15 protein-coding genes are annotated in these 16,274 nt (G+C 60.3%); 8 read left to right on the top strand and 7 right to left on the bottom strand.

The features are described from left to right. Positions 1-2: 2 nt before the first annotated feature. Together ACQQZ8_RS13945 and ACQQZ8_RS13940 are read right to left on the bottom strand one after the other, a co-directional pair. On the bottom strand, positions 3-1,574 hold the full coding sequence (locus ACQQZ8_RS13945; protein ID WP_431710405.1) for a carboxyl transferase domain-containing protein: 1,572 nt from the start codon (positions 1,572-1,574) through the stop codon (positions 3-5). A gap of 101 nt (positions 1,575-1,675) precedes the next feature. Continuing rightward, entirely contained in the window at positions 1,676-2,455 is a 780-nt protein-coding gene (locus tag ACQQZ8_RS13940; protein WP_431710404.1) for an IclR family transcriptional regulator, read from the bottom strand. Positions 2,456-2,546: 91 nt separating this feature from the next. Between ACQQZ8_RS13940 and ACQQZ8_RS13935 the strand changes: the two genes are divergently transcribed. The 4 genes from ACQQZ8_RS13935 (at position 2,547) to ACQQZ8_RS13920 (ending at position 7,033) form a co-directional block, all read left to right on the top strand. Continuing rightward, complete coding sequence (locus ACQQZ8_RS13935; protein ID WP_431710403.1) at positions 2,547-3,707, top strand: hypothetical protein; 1,161 nt, start codon at positions 2,547-2,549, stop codon at positions 3,705-3,707. Between the two features lie 347 nt (positions 3,708-4,054). After that, complete coding sequence (locus ACQQZ8_RS13930) at positions 4,055-5,194, top strand: type III polyketide synthase (RefSeq protein WP_431710402.1); 1,140 nt, start codon at positions 4,055-4,057, stop codon at positions 5,192-5,194. After that, positions 5,194-5,901, top strand: a complete 708-nt coding sequence (locus ACQQZ8_RS13925) for a methyltransferase domain-containing protein (protein WP_431710401.1) — start codon at positions 5,194-5,196, stop codon at positions 5,899-5,901. Before ACQQZ8_RS13930 ends, ACQQZ8_RS13925 begins: the two co-directional genes overlap by 1 nt. Continuing rightward, positions 5,894-7,033: an FAD-dependent oxidoreductase gene (locus ACQQZ8_RS13920; RefSeq protein ID WP_431710400.1), complete on the top strand. Its 1,140-nt coding sequence runs from the start codon at positions 5,894-5,896 to the stop codon at positions 7,031-7,033. The genes ACQQZ8_RS13925 and ACQQZ8_RS13920 overlap by 8 nt, the downstream gene beginning before the upstream one ends. Before the next feature lie 266 nt (positions 7,034-7,299). Here the strand turns inward: ACQQZ8_RS13920 and ACQQZ8_RS13915 are convergent, their stop codons facing one another. The 4 genes from ACQQZ8_RS13915 to ACQQZ8_RS13900 all read right to left on the bottom strand — a co-directional run bounded on the left by ACQQZ8_RS13915 (position 7,300) and on the right by ACQQZ8_RS13900 (position 11,569). Beyond that, positions 7,300-7,962 (bottom strand): GntR family transcriptional regulator, encoded by a 663-nt coding sequence (locus tag ACQQZ8_RS13915; protein ID WP_431710399.1) that lies wholly within the window; start codon positions 7,960-7,962, stop codon positions 7,300-7,302. Positions 7,963-8,062: 100 nt separating this feature from the next. Further along, on the bottom strand, positions 8,063-9,679 hold the full coding sequence (locus ACQQZ8_RS13910; protein WP_431710398.1) for an FAD-dependent monooxygenase: 1,617 nt from the start codon (positions 9,677-9,679) through the stop codon (positions 8,063-8,065). 74 nt (positions 9,680-9,753) lie between these two features. Then, on the bottom strand, positions 9,754-10,647 hold the full coding sequence (locus ACQQZ8_RS13905; protein ID WP_431710397.1) for a fumarylacetoacetate hydrolase family protein: 894 nt from the start codon (positions 10,645-10,647) through the stop codon (positions 9,754-9,756). A 37-nt stretch (positions 10,648-10,684) separates the two neighbouring features. Then, a complete protein-coding gene (locus ACQQZ8_RS13900) occupies positions 10,685-11,569 on the bottom strand; it encodes a VOC family protein (protein ID WP_431710396.1) in 885 nt (294 codons plus the stop codon). Positions 11,570-11,737: 168 nt separating this feature from the next. Between ACQQZ8_RS13900 and rlmN the strand changes: the two genes are divergently transcribed. The 4 genes from rlmN (at position 11,738) to ACQQZ8_RS13880 (ending at position 15,543) form a co-directional block, all read left to right on the top strand. Then, the gene (rlmN, locus tag ACQQZ8_RS13895) at positions 11,738-13,036 is read left to right on the top strand and encodes a 23S rRNA (adenine(2503)-C(2))-methyltransferase RlmN (RefSeq protein WP_431710395.1); all 1,299 of its coding nucleotides are present in this window, start codon (positions 11,738-11,740) and stop codon (positions 13,034-13,036) included. Positions 13,037-13,422: 386 nt separating this feature from the next. Continuing rightward, the gene (locus ACQQZ8_RS13890) at positions 13,423-13,905 is read left to right on the top strand and encodes a carboxymuconolactone decarboxylase family protein (protein ID WP_431710394.1); all 483 of its coding nucleotides are present in this window, start codon (positions 13,423-13,425) and stop codon (positions 13,903-13,905) included. Further along, positions 13,905-15,095 (top strand): pyridoxal phosphate-dependent aminotransferase, encoded by a 1,191-nt coding sequence (locus ACQQZ8_RS13885; RefSeq protein ID WP_431710393.1) that lies wholly within the window; start codon positions 13,905-13,907, stop codon positions 15,093-15,095. The genes ACQQZ8_RS13890 and ACQQZ8_RS13885 overlap by 1 nt, the downstream gene beginning before the upstream one ends. 91 nt (positions 15,096-15,186) lie before the next feature. Next, entirely contained in the window at positions 15,187-15,543 is a 357-nt protein-coding gene (locus tag ACQQZ8_RS13880; protein ID WP_431710392.1) for a DUF2695 domain-containing protein, read from the top strand. Here ACQQZ8_RS13880 and ACQQZ8_RS13875 read toward each other — a convergent pair. Beyond that, on the bottom strand, positions 15,540-16,265 hold the full coding sequence (locus ACQQZ8_RS13875) for a DedA family protein (protein ID WP_431710391.1): 726 nt from the start codon (positions 16,263-16,265) through the stop codon (positions 15,540-15,542). The genes ACQQZ8_RS13880 and ACQQZ8_RS13875 overlap by 4 nt on opposite strands. Between the last annotated feature and the right edge of the window lie 9 nt (positions 16,266-16,274).

The raw sequence follows: 16,274 nt of genomic DNA, 5'->3' as shown, positions 1-16,274 counted from the left end.
TGCTACATCCTGAAGATTCCGAAGTTGCTCGGCGGCAACTCTTCACCGTCGGCCAAAGACAGGGCCATCCCTAAGATCCGGCGGGTATCGCGCGGATCGATCACCCCGTCGTCCCAGAGCCGGGCGGTGGAGTAGTAGGGGCTGCCCATTCGTTCATAGTCGGCCCGGATGGGGGCGGCGAACTGCTCCTGCTCGGCCGGGGTCATCGGCTCTCCCTGAGCGGCCCGCGCTTCGGCGCGGATACTGGTCAACACTCCGGAGGCTTGAGCCCCGCCCATCACCGAAATTCGAGCGTTGGGCCACATCCAGAGGAAGCGTGGCGCGTAGGCTCGCCCACACATTGCATAGTTCCCGGCACCGAAGGACCCGCCGATCACCACCGTGTACTTGGGGACCCGGGTGGTAGCGACCGCGGTCACCAGCTTGGCCCCATGTTTGGCAATGCCCCCGGCCTCGGCCTCCTTACCCACCATGAACCCGGAAATGTTCTGCAAAAACACTAGTGGGATCCCGCGCTGGTCGCAGACCTGAATGAAATGTGCGCCCTTCTGCGCGGACTCGCTGAAGAGCACCCCATTATTGGCTAGAATCCCCACCCGCATCCCGTAAATGCTGGCGAAGCATGTCACAAGGGTTTGGCCGTACTCCGGTTTGAATTCGCTGACCGAGCCGCCGTCCACCAGCGCCTCGATTATCTGGCGGACATCGTAGGGGGTGTTGACGTCAACCGGGAGGATCTCCAAGATCTCCGCGGCGTCCCGGCTCGGTTCGCAGAACTGGCGGGCGGGTTCCGCTGGGGCCGGTTCCAAGGTGCTCACCATCTCGCGCACCAACGCGAGGGCATGTTCGTCATTCTCGGCCAGATGATCCACCACCCCAGAAATTTGGGCATGCAGCTGCCCACCGCCGAGTTCCTCCGCGCTCACCTCTTCACCGATGGCAGCCTTCACCAGCGGGGGACCGCCTAGGAAGATCGTGCCTTGCTCACGCACGATCACGGTTTCATCACTCATTGCCGGAACGTAGGCGCCGCCGGCGGTGCAGGACCCCAGTACCGCCGATAACTGGGGGATGCCTCGCGCCGAGAGTTGCGCCTGATTGTAGAAGATCCGACCAAAGTGTTCACGGTCGGGAAAGACCTCGTCCTGCAGGGGTAAAAATGCGCCACCGGAGTCCACCAGATAGATGCACGGCAGCCGGTGTTCGAGGGCTACCTGCTGGGCGCGCAGGTGTTTTTTCACCGTCATCGGGAAATAGGTGCCACCCTTAACCGTGGCGTCGTTGCACACCACCATCACCTTGCGCTCCGCCACCTGGCCGATCCCAGTGATCAATCCCGCTCCCGGGCTGGCATCCTCATAAAGCCCATTGGCTGCCAGTGGGGCGAGCTCAAGAAAGTCTGAGCCCTCGTCGAGGAGCCTGTCGATGCGTTCACGCGGCAAGAGTTTTCCACGGGCAACATGGCGTTCCCGAGCCGCCGCGCTACCGCCCAAGGCGGTTTCGGTCAGCCGTTCGTGTAGTTCTGAAACCAGTTGCTGCATCCGTGGCGCGGTCTGTGGAGTGGGTGAACTCATTAGTCACTTCCCATCGAGTGGAGGTAAGAAGCGACCCGCTTTTCAGTTAAGGGTCATTTACTTAATACTCAACAGTGTGACGCGCATCATGTCAATGGGGTTCAGTCGTTATCCCACGGTGGGAGGGTGCGGAAATGATCTAGTTCGCTCTGGATCCGGCTGACCGCAACTTCCAATGCCGGAAGAAAATCGCTGAAGGGGGACTGGGCATCGGTGGGGCGCATCAGATCTATTGCGCAGCTGATCTTTTCGTGGTGGAAAACCGGCACCGCGAGCACCTCGACCTCTTCGGGAATGGAATGCTGGGTGTGTACATATCCGGCAGCGGCAATCTGGGTGAGCTCTTCGCGCAGCTCTGCGGGATCGGTGGCCTCGCCGAAAATTGATAAGGCTAAGTCGCGGCTCAGGAAGCTGTCCTGAAACCACTGCGGTTCATGGGCCAACAGGATTTTCCCCATCGCAGTCAGATGTAGATTGACCCGACTGCCCACACGGGTCAGCCGCGGAGTCTCGATCTGCCCATAGCACCGTTCGGAAACCCGGACCTGATCACCTTCGCGTAGCCCGAGCGAGACGGTGTGTCCGGTAACCGCGCAAAGCTCCTCCAGATGTGGTTGCAGCAACCGGCGCATCGAGGCGCTTGGCCGGGCCGCCAGCGCGGTCAGTCGGCCACCTAAATGAACGCCGCCGTTCTGGTCGCGTTCCAAGGCGCCCCATTCGATCAGCTCATTGACAATGCGGTGGGTGGTGCTCAGTGGTACCCGCGCATGCTCGGCAAGATCCTGGATTGATATCGGAGCGGGTAAAGATTCGAAGGAAGACATGATGCTCAAAGCCTTGGAAATTACCGAACGTCCCGGCTGTCCTGTTTGTCCTGCCACCTCACCCCTCCCTTCACGAGTTTCTCCAATCATCATACTATCGGCGGTTTTCGCGCGTCGCTGCGCCGGTAGCCAATGGCAGAATGGATGGGTGGAACAAGAGACGAGGAAATTACCGCAGCGATCTGCGGGCGTTGAACTGGATATTGAACGGCACGCCCTGTGGACTGGGCTGATCTGCTCGGTATTGGGTTTGGCTGTCGGGCTCATGTTGTTTTCCGGGCAACAGCCGGCGCTCTATGGTGGGCTTTCCATCGGATCGGTGGCAGCGGTCGCAGGAGCCGTGGCCGCGGCCGGGAGTAGCGCATGGGGATATAAGTACCTGCTGATCCGCCGCGAACCGTGGCTGCAGGGTCTATCTATTTGGCGTTGGGGGCTGATCTCTTTCTCGCTGATTTTGGTGCACGCGGCTATCGCGGTGATGGGGTTGAGTGTGTTCTTCCATTTAATGCAACGCTCTTTCCTCGGGTTGCGTTTGGATCTATTCGCCGGCAGTGCGCTGGTCGCGGTAGCCGCCGGAGTCAGCGCTTATATCGCTATGGAAGCGACCGCACGCACCACCGCGCAGAGCCTGTCGGTGGTGCTCGGCGGTTTTATGGTGGCCGGAATCATGCTCAGTATGTTGTTGGCCGAGAACCCGGTGTGGTGGCAGACAATGTTCTCCACTCTGGGAACCTTTGACAGCGGGGTGCTGTCCTTCTGGACTTTCAACACCACGCTGTTGGTGACCGGTCTGGTGCTGGCCACCTTTAGCGAATTTTTGCTGCGCGATCTGGTGCAATTGGCTCGGGCCCACGCCCGCCGCGCAGCCGCACGCGGTCAGAAACTTTCACGGATCTTCCGTCCTCGACCTAAAATGGTGCGCATCTGTCTGCTGGTGGTGGCTGGAGGCGTGATGCTCGCCGCGGTGGTGCCGGTGAACACCCTAGGTGACCTGCATGCCGCCGGGGTGTGGGCGGCCGCAGCGGCACTGATTGTCATGCTGGGCGGTTCGATGTTCCTCTTTCCGGGGTTCCCCATGATCTTTCACCTACTGTCCTTCGCAGCGCTTGGCGGCATGTGGCTGGCCATGCTGTTGTGGCTGGAATGGGAATACTTCAACCTCACCGGATTCGAATTAGCGGCCGTGGCGATTCTCTTCGGATGGATTAGCGCGTTCATTCGCACTACCTCCGCCATGCTCGACGTCGTCCAAGAAAAGCTGGCCTCCGAAGAGCTACTCGCGGTGCAGTCCAGCCGGGCGCAAAGCTAAGCGCACCACGTTTCCAGCTGGAGCCGAGGGGAGCTTCGCGGATGATGACAAACTCGCGATACACGTTTGAGATTGTCGAGAAGCTCTATCGGTTAATCACGTGCGATGCCGGAAGGAATTAACCGGGTGCTACCCTTTCCGGTTACGCGATGGTTGTCGCGGTGATCATCGAGCCGTTGGTGGCCGAGCGAGTGGAGCGCGGTAAAGACACCCCGCTTGCCGCACTCGAGCAGGAACACGGTGACGCTGTTCCTCATTTCCACCGGCCTCGGAACCTGAGATGGGGGATCACTGGGAATCATCGATGATCCCTTTACCGGTGGAGGATACAACCGTAGTCTCGACCTATGCCGGTCATGCTCAGAACCATCCAAACCGCTCTGCCGCCTACTGTGTTGCACCAAGACGAGGTGCGCGATGTCTTCGCAGCCCAAGCCGGACTAACCCGTCTGGGACAACGCTTGATCCAAACCTCCTTCGATTCTGCCGACATTTCTACTCGGCGTACGGTGGTGAAGGAATTCGACACCTCCCTGGAGTCCGAAGACCAGCCAGTGTTCTACGACGCCGAACGTAACGAGCTGTTGCGCCCGACCACTGGGATCCGCAACGAGGTTTATGCCGAACAGGCCGGGGCATTGTTCATCGAGGCGGCGCGCAAAGCCTTAGATGCCTGCCCCGAGATACAGGCCACGGACGTGACACACCTGATCACCGTCTCCTGCACCGGTTTCTATAACCCCGGTCCGGACTATCAGATTGTCCGCGAGCTGGGGATGAAGCCCAGCACCCTGCGTTATCACTTGGGGTTTATGGGCTGCTATGCGGCCTTCCCCGGGCTACGGGCCGCCGCGGATTTCTGTCGGGCTGACCCCGATGCGGTGGTGCTGGTGGTGTGCGCCGAACTGTGCACCTTGCACGTGCATTCCTCCAATGACCCGGACACCATTATGGGGTCGGCACTCTTCGCCGACGGTGCTGCTGCGGCGCTGCTCACCGGCCAGGATCACGGCCGCTCCGGTTTGCGGATGGATGCTTTCGAATCGACGCTCACCCCGGTGGGCGAAGAATCAATGGCGTGGAAAATCGGCGACCACGGGTTCGATATGGTGCTGGGAACCTATGTTCCGCATATTATCGACGAACATATCAGCGGGGCGCTGGCACCCTTGCTGGCACGCAACGGGCAGCATCTTGAAAACTATGCACAGATTCCGCTCTGGGGTATCCATCCCGGGGGTCGTTCCATCCTCGACAGGGTGCAAAAACGCTTGGAACTAAGCGAGGAGCAGCTCGAACCGGCACGGCACGTGCTGCGGAATTACGGAAACATGTCCAGCGTGACGGTCCTTTTCGTGCTGAAACGGATTATGGAAGAGAACCTGAGCGGGTTAGCACCCGAAGGCCAACAGGTCTGTTCCATGGCCTTCGGACCAGGGCTCACCGTCGAAAGCGCACTGATGACCCTGCTGCCCGAGCGTGGTTAATGCGCCGCTGGGAACAGGCCACCGAGGCGATGGATGATCCGGACTGTGATCCGCAACTTCTCGAACGGACCTATGCGCAATTTCCTTGGGTGAACCGGGTGGTTTCGGGATGGCGTGGCCTCTATCTGCGTCGGCTCAGACCCCGGCTTCCGCGAGAGCGGCCGGCCCGAATCTTAGACATCGGCTCCGGTGGTGGTGACATCGCCTTGGCGTTAGCCCACTGGACTGTTAACGATCAGATTGATGCACAGATCGTAGGCATAGACCCGGATCCTCGCGCTCAAGCCTTCGCGCGTACACGCCTGCAGCGAGCGAATCTCCCACCGGGCCGTCTGGAATTTAAGCAAGCTTTCAGTCATGAGTTGTGCAATACGCAGCAGCGCTTCGATGTGGTGATTTCCAACCACCTGATCCACCACCTGACGCCGGAAGAACTAGCGGGACTCTGGCGGGATTCGGCCGAGCTCGCCAGTGGCTTAGTGTTGCATTCAGATATTCGTCGAAGCAGAGCCGCGTCGATTCTCTTTGGGCTGGGTACGTTGCCTTTGGCTCGAACATCGCTCACCCGCCGCGATGGGCTGACCTCAATTCGCCGCAGCTACACCAGTGTGGAACTAGCCCGGCGGCTGCCCGCAGGGTGGCACGTCGAAGCCGCGCACCCCTTCCGGAATCTAGTCAGCTACCAGCCCGTGGTGTCAGATGCCTGAGGCAACCATCGTGGGAGCTGGACCTAGCGGGTTGACCTGTGCGATCCTACTTGTCCAGGCCGGCTGGACAGTGCGCGTGGTAGAACACCGGCTAACAGTCGGGGAACACTCACGGGCCATTGGTATCCACCCGCCTGGGCTCGCGGTGCTCGATCGGGTGGGCGTCGCATCCGGCGCCCTGGACCAAGGAGTCCGGATCAGCCAAGGGATCGGTATCTCCCGAGACCGAACTATCGGCCAAGTGGACTTCGGGCAGCTCGCCGTCCGGCACAACTACATTCTGAGCCTGCCTCAAAACCAGACCATACAGCTCTTACGCCAACGCCTGAATGAGCTGGCCCCGCGAGCCCTCGAACTGGGCACCAAATATCTGCATCACCGGCAAGCCGCCGCTAGTTCCCGGATTCAGGTGACCAGTCAAAAAGCCGGGCCAACACAGAGCAGGGATACCGATTGGCTCATCGCCGCCGATGGTACCGACTCCACGGTTCGGCAGCAGCTGGGCCTAGATTTCCACGGCCGCTCACTCAGTGACCGGTACCTGATGGGGGACTACCCCCAGAGCACCGATTTTGGTGCTACCGCCGCATTGTTTCTGCATCCGCGAGGCATCGTTGAATCCTTTCCGTTGCCGCAGGGACGACGCCGCTGGGTGGCGCACGCCGGCCGGGGCTCCGGACCGGCCCCAGAACTGGAGCAACTGGTCGCCGAACGCACCGGGCATCAGTTGCCAAGCGAACGCAGCATGTACAGCGAATTTCGTACGGCGCATCGCCAAGTCGCGTCAATGGTGCACGGTCGGGTGATTCTGATCGGCGACGCGGCTCATGAGATTAGTCCGATTGGCGGGCAAGGGATGACCCTGGGCCTGCTCGATGCCCAAGAACTAGCCCACCTGCTGACCGGCGAGTTGCCCGTGACCTCACGGGGTTTGGCCGAATTCTCCACACGTCGGCTGGCTCGCGCTCGCCGTGCCGCGCGGCAAGCACAGGTCAATATGTTTCTGGGAAGGCCACTACCGTCACCACTGGTCCCACTGCGCGACGGGATCTTTTCGGTGCTGAACCGGCAACCGAGATTCATGCATGCGCTGGCTCGAACCTTTAGCATGTGTGATGAGCACACGCCATGACAACTGAGGGTTCTTCGTGGGTAAGGGAGTAATACACAGCTGATCCCGCGCTCCGGCCGAGCATGGCATGCTGGATCCGCGGCCGGACTGACAACTATGACTTGAACACGCGGTTCAAGCGGCAACGGGCATCGGTGGCAATCGGAGTCATCATGGACGATTTTGCGCTCAACCCTCGGTCGTGAAGTCCATAAGCTTTTTATCCGGACACGCTCCTTGGCCTCCGCGAGCGGATAGGCTGCTACGCCTTAGCTTGCGAAGCGACCTTAGTGTTCGGCCAGTCCCGAATCCATAACCACCTGCACGGTGGCTTCATAGTGTTTGCGCAGCAGGGATGACAGTAGCTCGCTATCGCGAGCCAACGCGGCATCGAGAATCTGCTGGTGCTCGGCTTCGACATCACGCTGGGTGGCTGCTGGCGAAGGAGCCGCCCAACGTCGATACAATTCGGTGAAATTGGCCAGGTTGGTGGACAGCTGAGTCATCGGCTGGCAATCACACGGGGCAAGTAACGCTTGATGGAAGGCGCGGTGGGCAACCCACCAGTCCGGGTTCGTTGCCTGCGGATCCTGCGGCATACGGCGCGGAGTACGCGAGAGCTTGTGGTGCGCGGCGATGAGCTCGGACTCCCAGTTCACATCCCCACGTTCCACCGCCAGCCGCGCGGCCAAGGCCTCGGTGACGCAACGCAACTCGGTGATATCGGCCAGTTCCTGCAGATCCAATTCGGGGACGAAGAAGCCACGGTTGGTCCTGATGACTACCAAATGCTCGCCAGCTAGACGGGTGAGACTTTCGCGGATCACAGTGGTGCTAGTCCCGAATTGTTCGGCGAGCACCGTCGGCTGAAGTCGCTCACCCGGCGCCCACTGACCGGTGAGGATCGTATGCCGAATCCCCTCGACTGACTGGGTTGATGCCTTGGCCACTATTGATCCTCGTGTCGACTGCCCCGACGGGCGGGCTGGATAATTTTTGATCTTATTCATAGTATCCGCCAATTATCTACTTAGGCTGTCGTGCTGCGTCTTAGTTGCCCAGCTTTGCCCCGGCGAAAAGGCCAGGAAGCTTGGCGGCCAGCCCTTCCAAGGCACGGGCGCGCTGCAGGGTGGGAACTACCGCGGCCACGTAACCATCGGGGCGCACCAGCAGTACGGTGCCTGCGGCGTGCTCGAACACTCCGGCGGTATCTTCGGCGGCAGTGCGCTCACCGGATTCAGTTTCGATGACCAGTTTGCGATGCCCGGCCACGTCAACCCAAGCCCAGCCGGTACCCAGCAGTTCATCCAGCGCATGCTCGGAATCCGCAACACGTACGGTGGGTTGCGGTAGTGAGCGGCCCAGTAGCTCAGCGGCCAGTGGGGGTACACCTGAAACATCGGAATATACGGTGCCGTTGAGGTAATGCGGCTGCTTCAAGAAACGCATCTGGGTGAGCCAGCGGTTCAGTGGCGGAACGATTCGGGTGGCTGGCACGATCACATCGCGCAACCGGGTGATCACCGGGTTGGTGTTCATCACGACCGAACCGATGAGCTTGGAAAGTTTGACCATCTGCGCGGCATGCGGGCGACGTTCCAGCTGATAATCATCCAGTAGCGCCTCAGTACCGGCTCCCTTAATATGGGCGGCGATGCGCCAAGCAGCGCCGGCGGCATCTCGGATACCAGCATTCAAGCCCTGCCCGGCGAACGGGGGCATCAAGTGTGCGGCGTCTCCTGCCAGCAAGATCCGGCCCTGGCGGTAGCTCTCGGCCACCCGTTGGTGGGCGGTGTAGACCGCGGCACGGCGCACCGTCACCTTGGAGATGTCTTGGTAAGGTGCCACGAGTTCGGCGATCACCTCGGGGGTGATCATCGCCTCGCCGTCTTCGTGATCGAAGAGCATGAATTCGTAGCGGCGGCGTCCCTTGACCCCGGGCACCACCACGGCCGGGCGTTCCCCGTTGGCGTGGAAGGACGCGAAGGGCTCGGGAGTGCCGGGCACATCGAGCAGATCCACGACGATCCAGCGTTCCACTTGGGTGGAGCCGATGAGTTTCACACCCAGCTCGCGGCGGGTAAAGGACTTTCCACCATCGCAGGCCAGCACCCATTGGGCAGTTATTTCTAGATCATGGGTGGGGGCATCGGCGGCGATGGTGGTGTCTAGCCCCTGATCACCGGCCAGCGCTCCATTATGACCGGTGGTGCGTTCGCCGTGCCGGCGGGCGCTGACGGTCACCGAATCCTGCTGCTCGGTGATGCGAATGGCTTCGGTGGCGTAGTGCAGGTCGATGGCTGCGCGGGTGGCCGCCGCCTCATAGAGCGCGCCTTCCATGACCGGTTGGTCGAACTGGCTTTTGCCCGGCTGGCCCAGACGCGCCGCGCCGGGGCGCACATCGGCGATGACCTTACCGCCGCGACCAAAGTATCGTGCGCCGGTGTCCATCAGCATTTCTGGGGCCAACACGTCCATGACGCCCAGCCGTTGCATGACTCGCAGGGTTTCATCGGTGGCGCTGATGGCGCGTGGTTCGTCGCCACTGCCGGGATTACGCTCGATGAGGGTGACTGAAACGCCATAGTCGGCGAGCAGGTTTGCCGCGGTGAGACCGGTGGGGCCCGAACCGATTACCAATACGTCCGTTTCAATGCGTTCAGTCATGATGTTCCCTTATGCGAGTGTGGATGTGTTGTCTTGGCGTGGAACCCGAACCTGCGGGTTCCACGCCGTTGGTCTTAGCGAGCAGTGGCGGCAGCGGCGGTGGCCGCCGGTGCGTTGAGTGCTGCCTCGTCGACCACGGTGTTGCGCAGGATGCCTAGCCCCGTGATCTCCACCTCGACGACGTCGCCGTCGTTCAACAGGCCGTTTTCACCATAGAACAGACCCACACCTCCGGGGGTTCCGGTAACGATGACATCGCCCGGGTTCAGCTTGGTGAAGCCGGTGACGTAGTTGATCAGGGTGGGGATGTCGAAGACGAGGTTGGAGACCGGAGCGTTCTGGCGCACCTCGCCGTTCACTCGAGTTTCCAGCACTGCTGTGGTGATATCGCCCAGATCCGCAGCCGGAACCAGGTAAGGGCCAAAGCCGCCGGTGTCCGGGAAGTTCTTGCCCGGGATCCACTGGCTGGCAGCCTTCTGCCAGTCACGCACTGAGAAGTCGTTGTAGCAGGCGTAGCCGGCAATGTAATCCCAGGCCTCCTCCTTCTCCACGTGGAAGGCTTCCTTGGAGATCACCAGTGCCATCTCGCCTTCGTAGTCAAACTTGGTGGTGGAGGTTGGTTTCACCGCGGGGGCCAGATGACCCATCTGCGAGTCGGCAAAGCGGGTGAAAACAGTTGGTGCGGTCTGCCCGGTTTTCCCTGATTCCTCCTGGTGAGCCAGGTAGTTCACACCGATGCAGATGATCTTGCCCGGGTTAGTCACCGAGGGCAGGAACTGAATTTCGGACTCGGTCACGGTTGGTGCACCGCTTAGGTCCAGTTCGCTACCGAAGATTCCCTTTTCGATGGCTTCACGGGTGGTTGCGGCCAGATTTTTTCCGGTGGGGCCCAGGTCGTAGACGGTGCCGTCGACGGAGACGCCCCAGGTTTCGGTGCCGTTGGCTGCGAGGAAGGATAGGTACTGCATGGGTTTAGCCTTTCGGTAGTGCTCAGTGAATGTAGGTTTAGTGGAAGGTCTTCAGATCGGTGACGGTGGGGATGCCGAAGGTGCGGAAATCCTCGGGGCGGCGATCAGACCACATGTTCCACCAGTTTTCTTCTTGCCCCCAGATGACCGGTTCGCGTGCATCGTTGTAGATCTGCTCTAGGTCGGTGTACACCTCGACTACTGCGCCGGAGGCTTCCACATAGTAGGCGGCGATATTGTGGCCGGCACCGTGACGTACCGGACCCCAGATCAGTTCGCGGCCTGCAGCGCCGAGACGGTCGCCAAGTTTGGCTAGCTCGCCCACTGACTGCACTTGCCAGGCATGGTGGTGGAATTTGCCCTCACCCTTGATGAGTGCGATGCCGTGGTGGTCTGGGTTGCAACGCATGAAGTAGGCATAATCATCGCCGATGACATCCGAGAGGCGGAAGTCAAAGATCCGGCGCAGGAACTCCATCATGCCGCGCACATCGCGGGGGTGGAAGTTGATGTGACCATAGCGGTCCGGGCCGAAGCCGATCAGCCCGCGGTCGTTATGCTGCAAGTCGGTGTAGACCTCAAAGATCCAGCCTTCGGGACCGATGAAGGAAAAGCCATCCTGCACTCCGGAACTCACCGGAGTTTCGGAGAGGATGACAAAGTTCTCGGCGCCGACGCGCTTGCGGATTTCACGCAGTGCGTCTCCGTCACGGGCCACCAGACCTAGCGAATGGATGCCGTTGACCTCGGATTCCACGTAGATCAGTTCGTGGTGCACCGAGTTCGCCGCAAGGTAGACCTCATTGTCGGTGCGCTCGGTGACACGCAGGCCCAGCAGGGCGGTTGCATCGAAAATGGATCCTTCGATGTCGTTGGTCTGGATGGATACGTGGCCCATCTCGCGGATCAGTCCCCATGCCATAGTGGCCTCCTTTGCTCGATTAAAAGTAGATTATCTCTAAAATAATAGATTACCTAGATGTGACCCAGATTATTTTCAGATTATTTCGGTAAGTCGGATCGCGCCGGAAGGCTATGCGTGCCACAACTCACCGCCCATTACCAGAAAATGCATGAAACAATGAAGGAGATGACTTCTCTGGATTCCACCCCACTTTCTGCCGCCGAGCGCAAGGCCCTGCGTGAAGACCAGGCCGCTGCGCAGCGTGCCCAGCAACTTCGCATTTCTACCTCCCGGGCCAAAGCCGAGGGCCGCGCCCAGGTGATCCCCACCTCCGAGGGGTGGAAGCAGGAGATGGGTGCCGACGGCCGCCCACAGTTGCAATTCGCCGCCAAGCGCCGCGTATCTCAGCCACCGACACATTTGGCCGATCTGTCATTGACCGAACGTCAGGCCAAGCTGAAAGAGCTGGGGCTGCCGGCCTTCCGTGCCAAGCAGCTCTCGGTGCATTACTTCCAGCACTACACCACCGATCCAGAGAAGATGAGCGATCTGCCCAAAAACGGTCGCACCGAGCTGGTCGAGGCGATGTTCCCGACCCTGCTCACCGAGGTGAAGCGGCTAACCACCGACGATGGGCGAACCGTAAAGTTCCTCTGGCGACTATTTGACGGTTCGCTCGTGGAATCCGTGCTGATGCGTTACCCGGGACGCATTACGCTATGCATTTCTTCGCAGTGCGGTTGCGGTATGAACTGCCCGTTCTGCGCCACCGGTCAGGCCGGATTGACACGCAATATGTCCACCGCCGAAATCTTGGACCAAATTGTTCAAGCCAACCGAGTTATCGCCGAAGGCGGGTTGGGTGGCCAGAAGCATCCCGATGAGCGTGTCGGCAACATCGTGTTCATGGGTATGGGCGAGCCGCTGGCCAACTACAAGCGCGTGATGAACGCCGTGCACCGGATGGTCGCCGAGTCACCCGAAGGACTGGGCATGAGCGCTCGCGGTATCACCGTCTCCACCGTGGGGCTGGTTCCGGCGATCCGCAAGCTCGCCGAGGAAAACGTTCCGGTGACCTTCGCGCTGAGCCTGCATGCGCCCGACGATGAACTACGCGATGAACTGATCCCGGTGAACTCGCGTTGGAAGGTCGATGAGGCCCTAGATGCCGCTTTTGAGTACTATGCCAAGACCGGACGCCGCGTCTCGATCGAGTACGCGCTGATCAAGGATATGAACGATCACGAGTGGCGTGCCGAACTGCTGGCCAAAAAGCTCAATGAGCGCGGCCGCGGCTGGGTGCACGTCAACCCGATTCCACTAAACCCGGTCCCCGGCTCCATTTGGACCCGCAGCGAACCCGATATCACCAGCAAGTTCGTGCGCCGGCTCGATGAGCTGGGCGTGCCCACCACACTGCGTGATACCCGCGGTAAGGAAATTGACGGGGCCTGCGGTCAGCTGGCCGCCGACGGAGACAAATAAGCGAACTGCCGAGCGAATCCGCTCGGCAGTTTTCTTTTGGGCCGAAGTACTGCTCCTGAGCGCGCTACTAGCGCACCAGCGATTCCGAAGGATGGGGCTACGAGAGTTGCCAAGGTGCACTCCTTGGAATGCACCGTTCAATTCTGGCATGTGGAATGCTTTGAGGTGGGCGACTGGAATCGAACCTCGGGCTTAGCTTCGCTGAGCGTCCTCGCGCTGTTCGAATCTCAACCGCCCATGCGGATATTTCGCCCTCTGGAATTGTGGTGCTTCAGGCCCTGTTGAAGCCGACATGCCAGGGACCATGTCAGTTAGCTGGAACTTGGTGATATTCGATCGTTGCGGGTTCCGCTGCCAGAGTATGAATGCCGTACTAGACTCGGCATATGGCCCTTTCTGATCCGCTGTTTCTTGACAAGACCAACCCCGAGCTGTGGAAATCACTGGGTGCCTTCTCCCAGCAGCTCACCGCCTCCGCCCGCGCGGCCGGGATCAGCACTCGGCTGACCGAACTGGTGAACTTACGAGTTTCCCAGATCAACGGCTGCGCCTTTTGTCTGGATTTGCACATCCGCCAGGCGCTAGCGGCAGGGGAAACCATGCAACGAATCTCGCTACTGGATGTCTGGGAGGACACCGCGCTGTTCGACGAAACCGAGAAAGCGGCGCTGACCATCGCCGAGGCTGCCACCGAACTGCCCAACTACGAGGAACGCGTGGCCGCGCTGGCCAGTGCCCGGATGGTGCTGGACGAAAAACAATTCTCGGTGATTCAATGGATCGCGGTTTCAATGAACGCCTTTAACCGCATTTCGATCCTCTCCCGCCACCCGATCCGGGCCCGCGAGTTCACCCTCGGAGAGAAATAATGAAGGTTGCCACCCGGGCACAGATCCCGGGTTTCGAAGTGATGAGCATCGTCGATAAGGTCACGGCCATGCGCGCCGAAGGCCAAGATGTCATCTCCCTGTGCGTAGGCGAACCCGGCGGTGGGGCACCACACGCGGTCAATGAGCTAGCAGCACGTTTGCACGCAGAGCAGTCCGAATTTGGGTACACGCCCACCCGCGGCTTGACCTCCACCCGGCTCGCGCTGGCAGGACACTATCAACACCGCTACGGCCTTCGACCGCAGCTGGAAAACATCGTGATGACTACCGGATCCTCCGGGGCTTTCCAGCTCGCGTTTCTGGCAGCCTTCGATGCTGGAGATGTGGTGGCACTGGCCCGGCCCGGCTACCCGGCCTACGCCAATATTCTTAGTGCACTGGGGCTGAAGGTCATTGACCTACCCACCGGCGCTGCCGAACGCTACCAGCCGACCATCGAACTGTTAGAAGCGGCCCGCACCGCCCATGGGAGACTGGATGGGCTGGTCATCGCCTCGCCGAATAACCCCACCGGTACCATGCTTTCCGAAGCCGAGTTGGAAACTCTCGCCAGCTGGTGCCACACCAACGGGGTACGGTTGATCAGCGACGAGATCTACCACGGCATTGAATTTGATCCGACGCGCGCTTCGATGACGGCGCTGAAGTATTCCTCCAGCGCCATCGTGGTCTCCTCCTTCTCTAAATATTGGGGGATGACCGGGTGGCGGCTGGGCTGGCTGTTGCTGCCCGATGATCTGGTCGATGCGGTGGATGCGCTGGCTTCCAGCTTGGCATTGTGTGCCCCGGCTCCCGCACAACAGGCGGTGTTGGCGGCGTTTGAAGAGTCCAGTTATGCCGAGGCTAAAGCTCGGGTGGCCGAGTTCGCGCGTACCCGTGCACTAGTTCTCGATTCTGTGGAGCAACTTGGGTTGAGCGAGGTTGCCCCGGCCGACGGAGCCTTTTACCTCTACGGGCGACTGAATGATCGGGTGTTGGCGCGCTTTGATTCGGCTCATGGGTTCTGCACTCAGCTGCTGGGCGAGGCGCAGGTGGCGCTGACCCCGGGTGGGGACTTCGACCCGTTCACCGGGGAGCAGTACATCCGGCTGTCCTTCGCCGCAGGGTATGGGCAGGTTCAGCGTGCCATCGGGCGGGTGCAGGAGTTTTTGAGCAGACATCTGGGATAGCAACTTCTCCACAATCGGTCGGCTGCTTCGTGGCACGGGTCAGCCAAGCGGGCGATGCTGGGCTAACGGACACAGCCCAAGGAGTCTGGCGATGAACGAACTACCGCTACCGGTCGACCATGAATGCCTGATCTGCTATCTCTACCGCATGGGTGGACAATTCCCCTGCGAGCAGTCGTTACGCTTTGTGAAACATTACCGTGATACCCGGGTGCCGCGGGCTACCGCGCTGGAACGCAAAGTGCAGATGCTCGGTGGGTATTGCGACTGCGAGGTGCTGATGAATGCGGTGCGCCCAGCCAGCCTTGAGGCGGCACGATTACTTGATGCGGGCGACGATATTCTCTGCCACGGAGTACGCCGCGGCAGCATTCAACCCTGTGACCAGTGGATGATGCGCCGCGGCGTGCAATGGGGTGGCGGACAGTTCCGCCGACGTAGTGCCTAGTTGCTTTCGGCCTTCGGAGAGACCGCAGCCTTCTTCTGCTTGCGGGTTTCCAGCCAAGCCTTGCTGACTTCAAAGATGATCGGCAGCACCGAGATGAACACGATCAGTACGAAGATCAGGTCGATGTTCTCGGCAATCCAGGTGAACTGGCCCAGCCAGTAACCCAGCAGGGTCACGCCCACACCCCAGAGCAGGGCGCCGATCAGGTTGTAGGCCACGAAGGTGGAGTGCTTCATCTTCGCAACGCCGGCGATCACCGGCACGAAGGTACGCACGATCGGCACGAAGCGAGCCAAAATCACCGCACGTCCGCCGTACTTTTCAAAGAACTCATGGGCTCGTTCGACGTTTTTCTGCGAGAAGAACTTCGAATCGGGCTTCTTAAAGATCGCCGGACCGGATTTGCGCCCGATGATGTAGCCGGTTTGGTCACCGGCGAACGCGCAAATAAAGATGCAGGCAGCGAAGAGCCACAGCGGAATCTGCAGCACACCGGTGGCAATGAACATTCCCACGGTGAACAGCATTGAGTCGCCAGGCAGGAAGAAACCCACCAACAAGCCGGTTTCCACGAAGACAATGCCGCAGACCAGGGCCAAAACCCACGGTCCGAGCGCCTCGTTGGACAGGAACACCGTCGGGTCCAGCCAGTCCGGCAGGAAGGCGGCACCCAGCACGCTGGCATCGAGCACGGTTGAAGTTAATGAAGATAGATCAGGCACGATAAGAAG

Source organism: Glutamicibacter uratoxydans (assembly GCF_050753455.1).
GTDB classification, from domain to species: Bacteria; Actinomycetota; Actinomycetes; order Actinomycetales; family Micrococcaceae; genus Glutamicibacter; species Glutamicibacter uratoxydans_A.
Note: the sequence above shows the minus strand (reverse complement) of the source record. Positions and strands in the feature narration are given on the sequence as shown.

What these genes read in the sequence shown, in the direction of transcription:
- ACQQZ8_RS13890 (WP_431710394.1), top strand. Translation starts at nt 13,423, where the DNA reads ATGGCCCTTTCTGATCCGCTGTTTCTTGACAAGACCAACCCCGAGCTG.
- rlmN (WP_431710395.1), top strand. Translation starts at nt 11,738, where the DNA reads ATGACTTCTCTGGATTCCACCCCACTTTCTGCCGCCGAGCGCAAGGCC.
- ACQQZ8_RS13945 (WP_431710405.1), bottom strand. Translation starts at nt 1,574, where the DNA reads ATGAGTTCACCCACTCCACAGACCGCGCCACGGATGCAGCAACTGGTT.
- ACQQZ8_RS13925 (WP_431710401.1), top strand. Translation starts at nt 5,194, where the DNA reads ATGCGCCGCTGGGAACAGGCCACCGAGGCGATGGATGATCCGGACTGT.
- ACQQZ8_RS13900 (WP_431710396.1), bottom strand. Translation starts at nt 11,569, where the DNA reads ATGGCATGGGGACTGATCCGCGAGATGGGCCACGTATCCATCCAGACC.
- ACQQZ8_RS13910 (WP_431710398.1), bottom strand. Translation starts at nt 9,679, where the DNA reads ATGACTGAACGCATTGAAACGGACGTATTGGTAATCGGTTCGGGCCCC.
- ACQQZ8_RS13930 (WP_431710402.1), top strand. Translation starts at nt 4,055, where the DNA reads ATGCCGGTCATGCTCAGAACCATCCAAACCGCTCTGCCGCCTACTGTG.
- ACQQZ8_RS13880 (WP_431710392.1), top strand. Translation starts at nt 15,187, where the DNA reads ATGAACGAACTACCGCTACCGGTCGACCATGAATGCCTGATCTGCTAT.
- ACQQZ8_RS13905 (WP_431710397.1), bottom strand. Translation starts at nt 10,647, where the DNA reads ATGCAGTACCTATCCTTCCTCGCAGCCAACGGCACCGAAACCTGGGGC.
- ACQQZ8_RS13885 (WP_431710393.1), top strand. Translation starts at nt 13,905, where the DNA reads ATGAAGGTTGCCACCCGGGCACAGATCCCGGGTTTCGAAGTGATGAGC.
- ACQQZ8_RS13920 (WP_431710400.1), top strand. Translation starts at nt 5,894, where the DNA reads ATGCCTGAGGCAACCATCGTGGGAGCTGGACCTAGCGGGTTGACCTGT.